Genomic DNA, 12,364 nt, shown 5'->3' with positions numbered 1-12,364 from the left:
ACGGGACTGACCCATGGAAAACGAACAGGCTGAGGGCAAGAAAAAATCCTCCCCTCTGGTCATGACCATCGCAGGCGTTGCGATCCTCACCCTGCTCGGCGCGGGCGGCGGCTGGCTGGTGGGCGGCATGATCGCGCCGAAGATCGCCGGCGCGGAGGCGCATGCCCCGGCTGCCGCCGGCGGACACGGCGAGAAAAAGGAAGAGGGCATCGAGAAAATCTCGGCCGAGGCCAACGGCATCGTCCAGCTCGATCCCATTACCACCAACCTCGCCTATCCCTCGACGAACTGGGTGCGGCTGGAAGTGGCGCTGATGTTCAAGGGGCCGGTCGAGGTGGGTCTCGCGGAAGAAATCCACCAGGACATCATGGCCTATGTCCGTACCGTCTCCCTTCAGCAGCTGGAAGGGCCGCGCGGCTTTCAATATCTTAAGGATGACATTCAGGAACGAGTTGACCTGCGCTCTCAAGGGCGCGTATCCAAGGTCATGTTCCGGACCTTTGTCATCGAATGATTCGATTTCTTGTAACCATCGCCGTCCTCCTTGCCTTGCCGGGTCTTGCCAGTGCCCAGCAATTCCCGTCCGATCTGTTCAACACGCAGATAGACGGCTCCGTCGCGGCATGGATCATCCGCACCTTCGGCCTGCTGACGGTTCTCTCGGTCGCGCCGGGCATCCTGATCATGGTCACGAGCTTTCCGCGCTTCGTGATCGCCTTTTCGATCCTCAGATCCGGCATGGGACTGGCTTCGACCCCGTCCAACATGATCCTGCTGTCGATGGCGATGTTCATGACCTTCTACGTCATGTCGCCCACCTTCGACAAAGCCTGGACCGACGGCGTGCAACCGCTTCTGCAGAACCAGATCAACGAACAGCAGGCCGTGCAGCGCATCGCCGAGCCCTTCCGCACCTTCATGAACGCCAATACGCGTGACAAGGATCTGAAGCTTTTCGTGGACATCGCCCGCGAGCGCGGCCAGGAAGTGATGACCGACAATGTCGTCGACTACCGCGTGCTGGTTCCCGCCTTCATGCTGTCGGAAATCCGGCGCGGTTTCGAGATCGGTTTTCTCATCATCCTGCCGTTTCTGGTCATCGATCTGATCGTCGCAACCATCACCATGGCGATGGGCATGATGATGCTACCGCCGACCTCGATTTCGCTGCCGTTCAAGATCCTGTTCTTCGTGCTGATCGACGGCTGGAACCTGCTGGTCGGCAGTCTCGTCAGATCGTTCAACTGACGGCCTCTGTGCCTGATTGACACCCGTTAACCCTGTTTTTTAACCCCGCGTGCCCAGCTACGCGGGTTTTGCGCGTTTTTACGTTTTGGTTACCAGTTTTTATGGCGACTTGGTAACTATATTTTTCAATAAAAAAATTACCATTTACCTAAATCAAAAAGTAACTATAAGTATTTTCCAATATTTCTTGGCGCTCAAATTAATAATTGGGCAATTTTTCGCTGCGAGTTTCTTTCTACACGCAGCGGGTTTGGTTTCTGAAACTAAGCATTTCCGAACCGAGTGGCATGAAGCCGAAACGTTGCGACCGGTAATACCAAACCCGGTATGTCCCCACTCCAGTATCTCGTAAAAACAAGGGACACATTTATTATGGCAAGCATTCTCACCAACACCAACGCAATGGCCGCTCTCTCGACCCTGCGTTCCATTGCTTCCGACCTGTCGACCACGCAGGACCGCATTTCTTCCGGCCTGAAGGTTGGTTCGGCTTCGGACAACGCTGCTTACTGGTCGATCGCGACCACCATGCGCTCCGACAACAAGGCTCTCGGTGCAGTATCTGACGCACTGGGCATGGGCGCTGCCAAGGTTGACACCGCATCTGCCGGTATGGACGCCGCCATCAAGGTTGTCACCGACATCAAGGCAAAGGTCGTTGCCGCCAAGGAACAGGGCGTTGACAAGGCCAAGGTTCAGGAAGAAGTCACGCAGCTGCTCGACCAGCTGAAGTCGATCGGCACGAGCGCGTCTTTCAACGGTGAAAACTGGCTCGTTTCCAGCGCCAACGCCACCAAGACGGTTGTTTCCGGCTTCGTTCGTGACGCCAGCGGCAACGTCAGTGTCAAGACGACGGACTACGCTCTCGACGCCAACTCCATGCTTTACACGGAAGCTACGCCCGGCACGATCGACGCCAACTCCGGCATCCTGAACGCCACCGGTGCGACGACGACTGTCGGCGCCAAGACCTACACCCAGATCTCCGTTCTCGACATGAACGTCACCACCGACGATCTCGACAACGCCCTCTACTCCGTTGAAACCGCTCTGACGAAGATGACCAGCGCCGGCGCCAAGCTCGGTTCGCTGTCTGCACGTATCGACCTGCAGACCGACTTCGCCGACAAGCTGTCCGACACCATCGAAAAGGGTGTTGGCCGCCTCGTCGACGCCGACATGAACGAAGAGTCCACCAAGCTGAAGGCTCTGCAGACGCAGCAGCAGCTGGCAATTCAGGCTCTGTCGATCGCCAACAGCGACTCGCAGAACATCCTGTCGCTCTTCCGCTAAGAGCTGAGCTTCTCATAGCCCTTCGGGGCTGGGGGACCCATTTTCTTCCCACATGCATTCGGGGGCTGACCAAATGCATATCCGGGCAGAAAGCATAAAGGTTCGATAGGCTGAATCGAACCGAATGCACCAGACAGGCCGCATCCCGAATAAGGATGCGGCCTTATCTTTTTTTTAAATATTTCGGGATACGCGCGCGCACGCGCGAGAGTTGTAATTTTGAATTTTCATAATGCTGATTTTCTTTTCCCGCTTATCAATTCATTAACCAAACTGGCGTTACCTAAGCTCATCGAAACGGCGAGCTAACGTTAAAAATCAGCCAGTTAGCAGGCATGATGCTGTGCGCCGTTCCCGGTGAAACCGGAATGTCCCTTCTTTAATCAGCCATTCAAGGGGCACACTACCATGACGAGCATTATTACCAATGTCGCAGCAATGTCTGCGCTCCAGACTCTGCGCACCATCGGCCAGAACATGGAATCCACCCAGGCACGCGTTTCCTCCGGCCTCCGCGTTGGCGAAGCTGCTGACAATGCTGCCTACTGGTCGATCGCGACCACCATGCGCTCCGACAACATGGCGCTTTCCTCGGTTTCCGACGCTCTCGGCCTCGGCGCTGCCAAGGTAGACACCGCTTCTGCCGGCATGGAATCGGCAATCGAAGTCGTTAAGGAAATCAAGGCAAAGCTGGTCACGGCAACTGAAGAAGGCGTCGACCGCACCAAGGTTCAGGAAGAAATCGATCAGCTGCAGAACCAGCTCGTATCGATCGCACAGGGCGCATCCTTCTACGGCGAAAACTGGCTCGTAGGCGCGTCGACCCTCGGCGCTACCACGCCCGGCACGGACCCGGACAAGTCGGTCGTTGCTGGCTTCGTTCGCTCCACCGGCGGTGCCGTTAACGTCACGACCACGAAATACGCCCTCGACAGCACCGCTACCGGCAACACTCTTTTCGGTTCGGTTGACTCCGCAGGCGTTCCCGATACGACCGGCATTCTCGGCACGACCGGAACGTTCACGACCGTCGCCGCCCAGTCCGTCTACACGCTGGACATCACCCAGTATGCAGCCGCAGACCGCGCCACCAACATGGCCGAAGCACTGACGCTGGTTGAAAACTCCCTGAAGGCAATGACGAGCGCCGCAGCCAAGCTCGGCTCGCTCTCCATGCGTATCGGCCTGCAGGAAGACTTCGCTTCCAAGCTGTCCGACTCCATCGACAAGGGCATCGGCCGCCTCGTGGACGCTGACATGAACGAAGAGTCCACCCGCCTCAAGGCCCTGCAGACCCAGCAGCAGCTCGGCGTTCAGGCTCTCTCGATCGCCAACAGCAACTCCGAAAGCATCCTGTCGCTCTTCCGTTAATCGAAGACCGAAAGCGAAAAAATCAACCGCGCCGAAAGGCGCGGTTTTTGTTTGTGCAATTGACTGCAAAATTTAGAAATTTCTTGATTAAGACTTCATTAACCAAATCACCGCTAAATCAGGCCATCGAAACGACTCGTTAACCAAGACGAAAAAGAGGTTAACAGGCATCACGCCGCGTTGTCGTTTCCGGCGATCCCGGAATGTCCCTTCCCATTTAGCCAGCTCAGAGGGGCAATTATGACAAGTATTCTGACAAACACCGCCGCCATGTCGGCGCTTCAGACACTGCGTGCGATCAGCGGCCAGCTCGAAGAGACACAATCCAGAGTTTCTTCCGGGCTGCGCGTTAAAACGGCTTCCGACAACGCCGCTTACTGGTCGATCGCGACCACCATGCGTTCGGACAACATGGCCCTTTCCGCGGTTCAGGATGCACTGGGACTGGGTGCTGCGAAGATCGATGTCGCTTATTCCGCAATGGAAAGCGCCGTCGAAGTCGTGAAAGAAATCAAATCGAAAATCGTCGCGGCAACTGAAGAGGGCGTCGACAAGACGAAGATCCAGGAAGAAATCGACCAGCTGAAAAAGCAGCTGGAATCGATTGCGCAGGGCGCATCTTTCAGCGGCGAAAACTGGTTGCTGGGCACCGGCGCAAAGACCGTCGTTTCCGGCTTTGTCCGTGACGGCAGCGGTTCCGTCAACGTTACGAAAACCGATTATACCCTTGTTGACACGACGACCGCGACGGAAACACCCAATGTGATTTTTGGCCTGACCGGCACGCCCGCAACGCTCGATACCACAAAAGGCATCATCGGAGAGGCCGGCGTAGCCTCGGGCATTTCCGTATGGGACATCGATCTCAAGCTTTTCGATAGCGCAACGCCGCCGACCTACACCATCGGCAATCTTCTCACCGATGTCGAAACCGCGTTTCAGTCGCTCAGCAGCGCATCTTCCGCGCTCGGCTCCATCAAGATGCGCATCGGGCTGCAGGAAGATTTCATCTCCAAGCTTACCGACTCCATCGACAGCGGCATCGGCCGCCTGGTGGATGCGGACATGAACGAAGAATCAACCCGCCTCAAGGCATTGCAGACACAGCAGCAGCTGGGCATCCAGTCGCTTTCCATCGCCAATACCAGTTCCGAAAATATCCTGTCGCTATTCCGTCAGTAAGCGGCGCCCGATGGCTACGGGCGGTTTCGTCCCGCTCTGGCAGCAACAGAATATTCGGATATGGAAACCGCGCTTCGCAAGGGGCGCGGTTTTCCATTTGCCGCGAAATGCGTGGCGCGCGCATGCATCAACCGCTGCAGGCGACCGGTTGAACAACCGCGTAAACATTTGAAACTTTGGAAAGAAATGGTGCTGCTAGAGAGATTTGAACTCTCGGCCTCTCCCTTACCAAGGGAGTGCTCTACCCCTGAGCTATAGCAGCATCCGGTGCCGAAGCGTTTGCTTCAGCATCAAGCGTGGCGGCCTATTGCCATAGGTTTTTGACGAGCGCAAGTCGCAAAACGATATTCTTCATCAAGCGGGGCAAAAAAGCGTGCCCCCTGTTGAAAAATACATTTTTCAGATATTGCTGAATCTATGAACGGACATCATGACAAACAGGCAAAGGCAGCGGTTTCCGCCGGCTCTTCCGCGGAAGCATCCGCCCCGGTGGCCGATGGCAAGCCGCAGGCGGGGCCTGGCGAAAAGGCGCGGCAGCGTGAGGCGGAGCGCAAGGCGCGGGCGGCCAAGAAGCTTCGTGAAAATCTTTTGAAGCGCAAACAGCAGGTTCGTGCGCGCCGTGCAGGCGAAGAGGACGAGACGATTGGCCTGCCTGCCGCAAAAACGGACGAATCATCCTCATAGAGAATTCACCAAGCATAAATTGAAACGCCGCGGAAATTCGTCTAAGGACGCGCCTTTCCGCAAGGCACGATAAAGAAAGGCGGGCACAGGCCCGTAGGGACGCATGGATCGCATCAGAATTACGGGTGGCAATAAGCTAAACGGCATCATTCCCATCTCCGGCGCCAAAAACGCCGCCTTGCCGTTGATGATCGCATCGCTTCTGACCAGCGACACGCTGACGCTCGAAAACGTGCCGCATCTGGCGGACGTGGAGCAGCTCATTCGCATTCTCGGCAATCATGGCGTCGATATTTCCGTCAATGGCCGCCGCGAAAGCCAGGGCGAGGCCTATTCCCGCACCGTGCACTTCACCTGCCGCACCATTGTCGATACCACCGCCCCTTACGAGCTGGTGTCCAAGATGCGCGCAAGCTTCTGGGTCATCGGCCCGCTTCTGGCGCGTGAGGGCCGCGCCCGCGTTTCCCTGCCCGGCGGCTGCGCCATCGGCACGCGCCCGGTCGATCTGTTTATCGAGGGCCTCGAAGCGCTCGGCGCAACGATGGAGATCGATGGCGGCTACATCAACGCCACGGCACCCAAGGGCGGCCTGATCGGTGCGGTTTACACCTTCCCGAAGGTTTCCGTCGGCGCGACACATGTGATGCTGATGGCTGCAAGCCTTGCCCGCGGCACCACCGTCATCCACAACGCAGCCCGCGAGCCGGAAGTGGTCGACCTGGCGCAATGCCTGATCGCCATGGGCGCGAAGATCGAAGGCGCCGGCACCTCCACCATCACCATCGAAGGCGTGACCTCTCTCTCCGGCGCGCGCCACCGCGTTCTGCCGGATCGTATCGAAACCGGCACCTATGCCATGGCAGTGGCAATGACCGGCGGTGATGTGGTGCTGGAAGGCACGCGCGCAGCGCTGCTCGACAACGCACTCGATACGCTCAGGCTCGCAGGCGCCACGATCAGCGAGACGGAAACCGGCCTTCGCGTCGTGCGCAACGGCAACGGCATCCAGCCGGTCGATATCGTCACCGAGCCCTTCCCCGGCTTCCCCACCGATCTGCAGGCGCAGTTCATGGCGCTGATGACCCGTTCGCAGGGTGTTTCGCATATCACCGAAACCATCTTTGAAAACCGCTTCATGCATGTGCAGGAACTCGCCCGTCTCGGTGCGAAGATTTCGCTTTCCGGCCAGATGGCACGCATCGAGGGTGTCTCCCGCCTGAAGGGCGCGCCTGTCATGGCGACCGATCTGCGCGCTTCCGTATCGCTGGTCATTGCCGGCCTCGTGGCGGAAGGCGAGACCATGGTTTCGCGCGTCTACCACCTCGATCGCGGCTTCGAACGCCTTGAGGAAAAGCTCACCCGCTGCGGTGCGCTGGTCGAACGCGTCAGCGATTGATCCTGTCTTCGCCGCTCATCCGTTTTCTACCCGTTGCAGAGTGGGCCCGGACTGCCTATTTCCAATGTAAGTCATGGAAATAGCGGTCCGCACCGCAGAAGAAGGAAGAAAAAGATGAGCGGCCTGAAATTGCTCGCGCTGGATACTGAAGATCTCTCCGTCATCTCGACGCATATGCAGGACAGTGTCTTCAAGCTGAAGGATGTTGCCTTCGAGCCGAAGCACGGCCAGTTCACGCTTTCCGCCAACCGTTTCGTCTGGGAAAGCACTGACAAAAAGAACCTGCCGCCGGAACGCTGCCGCAGCGTCGTTTTCCTGAAACGTGTCTCCGCCGTCCGCTCGCACGGCATCAACCGCGCCGACAGGGAACAGGTGCTGTCGCTTCTCGCCATCCGCTTCGTGCAGAACGGCGAAGGACCTGATGGAGCCGTGGAATTGACGCTTTCGGGCGGCGGCGCCATCGCGCTCGATGTCGAATGCATCGAGGCGCAATTGACCGATGTGAGCGGCGCCTGGGAAACGGCTGCCAAACCGCATCATCCAGACAGCGAATAAGCACACCGCACCATTGCAACGGTTGCCTTTCGTCACCGTTTCGATTTATGCCACATACCAGAGCCGCAATTTTTCTGCGGAAGTTCGTGCACCTCGCGGGATCGCCCGCGGGGACAATGAAAGGGTAATGGCGTGGCAATCTGGCTGGAGCAGGCGTCGGCGGATTTCGAACAGAAATTCGCGGCCTTCCTGACAACCAAGAGAGAAGTTTCCGAAGACGTCAACGCAACCGTTCGCGACATCATCAACGATGTCCGCCATCGCGGCGATGCGGCCCTTGCCCATTATTCCCAGAAATTCGACGGCATCGATTTCACCAAGGTCTCGATGCGTGTCACGACGGACGAGATCGATGCGGCCTTCGCCGCCGTCGACAAGAGCGTCATCGAGGCGCTTGAACTCGCCGCCCGGCGTATCGAAAAACACCATGCACGGCAGATGCCGAAGGATGATATTTACGAGGACGATATCGGCGTGGGCCTCGGCTCGCGCTGGACCGCCATCGAGGCCGTGGGCCTTTATGTGCCCGGCGGCACGGCCAGCTATCCAAGCTCGGTGCTGATGAATGCCGTTCCTGCCAGAGTTGCCGGTGTAGAGCGCATCGTCATGGTCGTTCCGGCCAATGGCGGCGCGGTCAATCCGGCGGTGCTGGCTGCAGCGCGTATTGCGGGCGTCGAGGAAATCTATCGCATCGGCGGCGCGCAGGCCGTCGCCGCACTTGCCCATGGCACGGAAACCATCGCGCCGGTCGCCAAGATCGTCGGCCCCGGCAATGCCTATGTGGCGGCCGCAAAGCGCCAGGTTTTCGGCACCGTCGGTATCGACATGATCGCCGGTCCCTCCGAAGTGCTGGTTATTGCCGACAGGGACAATGATCCCGACTGGCTTGCCGCCGATCTTCTAGCACAGGCGGAGCATGATCGCGGCGCGCAATCCATCCTCATCACCGACAATGCCGAACTCGGCAAGGCTGTTGAAGCCGCTGTCGAGCGGCAGCTGAAGCGCCTGTCGCGCTCCGAGACGGCGGCGGCAAGCTGGGCCGATTTCGGCGCGGTCATTCTGGTCGAAAAGCTCACCGACGCCATTCCGCTCGCCAACCGCATCGCTGCCGAGCATCTGGAACTCGCCGTCGATGACCCGGATGCCCTGATGGCGCATATCCGCAATGCGGGCGCGATCTTCGTCGGACGCCATACGCCGGAAGTGATCGGCGATTATGTCGGCGGCTCCAACCACGTGCTTCCGACGGCGCGGTCGGCGCGCTTCTCCTCCGGGCTTTCGGTGCTGGATTTCGTCAAGCGCACCTCGATCCTGCGGCTTGGACCGGAGCAGCTGCGACAGCTCGCGCCCGCGGCCATCACCCTTGCCCGGTCCGAGGGACTGGACGCGCATGCGCGTTCCGTCTCCATTCGCCTCAATCCGGAAAGTTAAGCGATGGCTTCAGGCGATTTCCGGCTTTGCGACGTGGTACTGGACGACAGCATCGGCCGGTCCACGCCCGACGTGGAGCATGAACGCGCCGTCGCCATTTTCGACCTGATCGAAGAAAATAGCTTCGAACCCTTCGGCCATGATGGCGGCCCCTATCGGCTGCATATATCGCTGGTCGATGCCAAGCTGGTTTTTTCAATCCGCACCGAAGACGAGAAGGATGTCGCGACCCATATTCTGTCGCTGACGCCGTTCCGCCGCATCATCAAGGATTATTTCCTGATCTGCGAAAGCTATTACGAAGCGATCCGCTCCTCTACGCCGAGCCAGATCGAGGCGATCGACATGGGCCGGCGCGGCATTCACAATGATGGCTCGCAGACGCTGATGGACCGGCTTTCGGGCAAGATCAGGATCGATTTCGACACGGCGCGCCGCCTCTTCACCCTTGTCTGCGTGCTTTATTGGCGGGGTTAGAGATGATCGATCCTGCCGCAGCGCCAAACGAGGGACGAGCGCCCAAATCGGTCCTCTTCATGTGCGGCATGAACTCCATCCGTTCCCCCATGGCGGAGGTCATCGCCAAACGGCTGGTGGCGCCCGGCATCTACATCCAGTCCGCCGGCGTGCGGGCCGGCGAGCGCGATCCATTCGTGGATGCGGTGCTGGAAGAACAGGGTTTTTCGCTGGGCAAGCACAAACCACGCACTCTGGACGAGATCGAGGATGATTTTTTCGATCTGATCATTACATTGACGCCAGAAGCCCATCACGCCGCACTGGAACTGACGCGCTCAAATTCGCTGGACGTGGTCTATTGGCCGACCATGGACCCAACGGTGATCACAGGCACGCGCGAGCAGATTCTCGACGCCTATCGCGAGGTGCGGGACCACCTGGCAAAGCTGATCTCGGAACGACTGCCGAGGCGGCAGCAGCCGGTGGCGGATACGCTTTCAAAAGACTGAAAACTGCCTCGGCCTGTTAAAATCAATCGCGATTTTCAAGCCGATGCTTTAGAGGTTCACAAATGTGCCGGGATTGTGTAGTTTCCGCGCAATTTTCCCGGACTCGATATGTCCGGCACTATCAACAGGAAGAAAACCCTTACATGACAAAAGAAGAAGTCCTTGAATTCCCGGGCATCGTAACCGAATTGCTGCCGAACGCAACATTCCGCGTGAAGCTTGAGAACGACCACGAAATCATCGCCCACACGGCGGGCCGCATGCGTAAGAACCGTATCCGCGTTCTGGCAGGCGACAAGGTGCTGGTCGAAATGACGCCTTACGACCTCACCAAGGGCCGCATCACCTATCGCTTCAAGTAATCCACGTTCCGCATCGGACGCCCGGGCAGCGCAATGACCAATTCAAAACAAAAGCTCGTTCTGGCATCCGGCTCGCCGCGGCGTCTGGAGCTGCTGCATCAGATCGGTATCGAACCGGCACGTCTGATGCCGATGGATATCGACGAGACGCCGGCCAAGCTCGAGCATCCGCGCACGCTCTGCCGCCGTCTGTCATTGCAGAAGGCGGAAGCCGCGCAGGCCGCGCTGAAGAACGAACAGGCGTGGAAAGACGCCTATGTTCTGGGATCCGATACGGTGGTCGCCGTCGGTCGCCGCATCGTCGGCAAGGCCGAATATACGGAAGAGGCCTCGGCGGCGCTGCATCTTCTCTCGGGACGCAGCCATTGGGTCTACACCGGCATCTGCCTTGTGACCCCCGGCGGCAAGATCCGCCAGAAGGTGGCGGAGACCAAAGTTCGCTTCAAGCGACTCTCCACGCGGGAGATCGAGGCTTACATCGCGTCGGGCCAGTGGCGCGGCAAAGCGGGAGCCTATGGCATCCAGGGCATTGCCGGCGCATTCGTGCAGAAACTGACCGGCTCCTATACCAATGTCGTCGGCCTGCCGCTTTATGAAACCATGTCGCTTCTTTCCGGAGAAGGATTTGAGGTGACTTCGGGCTGGCTCGAAGGATAGGCCATGGCAAAGTCCCCCACCGAAGGCGCTGGAAACGTCACCCCGCTTCGCAAATCCCAGCCATGCCCTGAATGCGGGCGGCCCTCGACGCGCGAAGACTATCCTTTCTGCTCGGATCGCTGCCGCTCGCTCGATCTCGCCCGCTGGCTGAACGGCTCCTACGCCATTCCGGTTGCGGACGATGAAAGCAGCGCCGGCGGACAGGACAGCGGCAAGAATAACGCCGAATGAGAACCTGCACCGCCGGAAACTTCGGCGGTGATTGCATAAGATTTTCAGAGCAACCGCTCGCACCACATATTCACCGGGTTGCCGACAGCCCGAAAAACCATATCAGAACCGGCTGACGCCTTTTTCCGCCAGCCCCTTAAGGTCTTGCGATGGACGCAGGCTTGCAGAAGAGAGTGAGCCATGGCGCGCTGCTGTTTGCGGTGCTGGCCGTTTGCCTTGCCATAGGCGCAACCGTGCTGCTGGCCAATGACAAGAAGCACCTCAAAAGCCTGCTGGCCTATCTCAATCTGACGCCCGCCATACAATCCGCCACGCCACCGAAGATGAACCCCGTCAAACGGCAGAAACTCGCCACCCAGAAAGTCTCGCTGCCGCCGCATCTGCTGAAGTTCGAGCAAGTGGGCGACAGAGCATCTTTTGCCCGCGATTTCGTTGTTTCCGGCAAGGAGCTTTGCGAACGCTTTACAGCCGCAGGTTTCTCAAACCCGCAGGGCTGGCACGCGAGCCCGGTCAACATCCGCAGCTTCGAATGTATGGCCGATCTTGCGGCAGGAAACGCATCGGACCCGGCCGAGCGGGCATCGCTCTTTCTTGAAATCAGGGGCGAAGCGTCCGGAGAAATTCGCTCCATCAGGATGAAGGCCGTTGCGCCCAAAACGCCGGACGGAGCGGCCGTTCTGGCGAAGCTCGATGAAGCGCTCGCCATGATTATCGGACAGACACGCTGGGCCGATCTGGCGGACATGCTTGAGCCGGCACGCCGGATGCAGCCCTATCACGCACAACATTTCGGTATTTCGGTTTCCATGAAACCGGAACCGACGGCGCCGCATCGCCTGAACGTGATTTTGCTCGCAAGCGAACAATCGCCGGGATTGAAGCTGACACGCAGCTTCTTCGACAGGGATCGCTGGCTTAGCCCAGCCGCTCCACTGGATCGGCCGGCGCCCTATGCGTCCGTCACGAAAGACCTTATCCGGTGAGGC

15 protein-coding genes and 1 tRNA gene are annotated in these 12,364 nt (G+C 58.7%); 15 read left to right on the top strand and 1 reads right to left on the bottom strand.

Annotated features, from left to right (window positions below; translation table 11 throughout):
* Window positions 1-13 precede the first annotated feature (13 nt).
* From ACQZ40_RS02490 to ACQZ40_RS02470, 5 genes are all read left to right on the top strand, one after another.
* Window positions 14-514: a flagellar basal body-associated FliL family protein gene (locus ACQZ40_RS02490; protein WP_065654462.1), complete on the top strand. Its 501-nt coding sequence runs from the start codon at window positions 14-16 to the stop codon at window positions 512-514.
* Complete coding sequence (gene fliP, locus ACQZ40_RS02485) at window positions 511-1,248, top strand: flagellar type III secretion system pore protein FliP (protein ID WP_059760555.1); 738 nt, start codon at window positions 511-513, stop codon at window positions 1,246-1,248. The genes ACQZ40_RS02490 and fliP overlap by 4 nt, the downstream gene beginning before the upstream one ends.
* Before the next feature lie 372 nt (window positions 1,249-1,620).
* Entirely contained in the window at window positions 1,621-2,541 is a 921-nt protein-coding gene (locus tag ACQZ40_RS02480; RefSeq protein ID WP_065654464.1) for a flagellin N-terminal helical domain-containing protein, read from the top strand.
* 408 nt (window positions 2,542-2,949) lie between these two features.
* On the top strand, window positions 2,950-3,912 hold the full coding sequence (locus ACQZ40_RS02475) for a flagellin N-terminal helical domain-containing protein (RefSeq protein WP_020810650.1): 963 nt from the start codon (window positions 2,950-2,952) through the stop codon (window positions 3,910-3,912).
* A gap of 240 nt (window positions 3,913-4,152) precedes the next feature.
* Window positions 4,153-5,094, top strand: a complete 942-nt coding sequence (locus ACQZ40_RS02470) for a flagellin N-terminal helical domain-containing protein (protein WP_065654466.1) — start codon at window positions 4,153-4,155, stop codon at window positions 5,092-5,094.
* A gap of 187 nt (window positions 5,095-5,281) precedes the next feature.
* On the opposite strand, the gene ACQZ40_RS02465 is transcribed toward ACQZ40_RS02470, so the two are convergent.
* Window positions 5,282-5,356 (bottom strand) — tRNA-Thr (locus ACQZ40_RS02465).
* Window positions 5,357-5,511: 155 nt separating this feature from the next.
* Here ACQZ40_RS02465 and ACQZ40_RS02460 point away from each other — a divergent pair.
* The 10 genes from ACQZ40_RS02460 to ACQZ40_RS02415 all read left to right on the top strand — a co-directional run bounded on the left by ACQZ40_RS02460 (window position 5,512) and on the right by ACQZ40_RS02415 (window position 12,361).
* Window positions 5,512-5,778: a hypothetical protein gene (locus ACQZ40_RS02460; RefSeq protein ID WP_448747341.1), complete on the top strand. Its 267-nt coding sequence runs from the start codon at window positions 5,512-5,514 to the stop codon at window positions 5,776-5,778.
* Between the two features lie 103 nt (window positions 5,779-5,881).
* Window positions 5,882-7,174 (top strand): UDP-N-acetylglucosamine 1-carboxyvinyltransferase, encoded by a 1,293-nt coding sequence (gene murA, locus ACQZ40_RS02455; RefSeq protein ID WP_004432483.1) that lies wholly within the window; start codon window positions 5,882-5,884, stop codon window positions 7,172-7,174.
* A gap of 114 nt (window positions 7,175-7,288) precedes the next feature.
* Window positions 7,289-7,729: a DUF2948 family protein gene (locus tag ACQZ40_RS02450; protein ID WP_004432481.1), complete on the top strand. Its 441-nt coding sequence runs from the start codon at window positions 7,289-7,291 to the stop codon at window positions 7,727-7,729.
* 132 nt (window positions 7,730-7,861) lie between these two features.
* On the top strand, window positions 7,862-9,160 hold the full coding sequence (gene hisD / locus ACQZ40_RS02445) for a histidinol dehydrogenase (RefSeq protein WP_448747340.1): 1,299 nt from the start codon (window positions 7,862-7,864) through the stop codon (window positions 9,158-9,160).
* Between the two features lie 3 nt (window positions 9,161-9,163).
* The gene (locus ACQZ40_RS02440) at window positions 9,164-9,637 is read left to right on the top strand and encodes a UPF0262 family protein (protein WP_004432477.1); all 474 of its coding nucleotides are present in this window, start codon (window positions 9,164-9,166) and stop codon (window positions 9,635-9,637) included.
* A gap of 2 nt (window positions 9,638-9,639) precedes the next feature.
* Window positions 9,640-10,128 carry an arsenate-mycothiol transferase ArsC gene (locus ACQZ40_RS02435; protein ID WP_004432476.1) on the top strand — a complete coding sequence of 163 codons (489 nt, stop codon included), beginning with the start codon at window positions 9,640-9,642 and terminating at the stop codon, window positions 10,126-10,128.
* A 143-nt stretch (window positions 10,129-10,271) separates the two neighbouring features.
* Window positions 10,272-10,490, top strand: coding sequence for a translation initiation factor IF-1 (gene infA, locus ACQZ40_RS02430; protein WP_003503453.1), 219 nt, complete (start codon window positions 10,272-10,274; stop codon window positions 10,488-10,490).
* Window positions 10,491-10,523: 33 nt separating this feature from the next.
* Window positions 10,524-11,147 carry a Maf-like protein gene (locus tag ACQZ40_RS02425; RefSeq protein WP_020010410.1) on the top strand — a complete coding sequence of 208 codons (624 nt, stop codon included), beginning with the start codon at window positions 10,524-10,526 and terminating at the stop codon, window positions 11,145-11,147.
* A 3-nt stretch (window positions 11,148-11,150) separates the two neighbouring features.
* On the top strand, window positions 11,151-11,378 hold the full coding sequence (yacG, locus tag ACQZ40_RS02420) for a DNA gyrase inhibitor YacG (RefSeq protein ID WP_448747339.1): 228 nt from the start codon (window positions 11,151-11,153) through the stop codon (window positions 11,376-11,378).
* Window positions 11,379-11,527: 149 nt separating this feature from the next.
* A complete protein-coding gene (locus tag ACQZ40_RS02415) occupies window positions 11,528-12,361 on the top strand; it encodes a DUF6030 family protein (protein ID WP_448747338.1) in 834 nt (277 codons plus the stop codon).
* Window positions 12,362-12,364: the final 3 nt, after the last annotated feature.

It is taken from the genome of Agrobacterium sp. 16-172Ci, from assembly GCF_053522725.1.
This window is presented reverse-complemented; position numbering and strand designations above follow the sequence as displayed.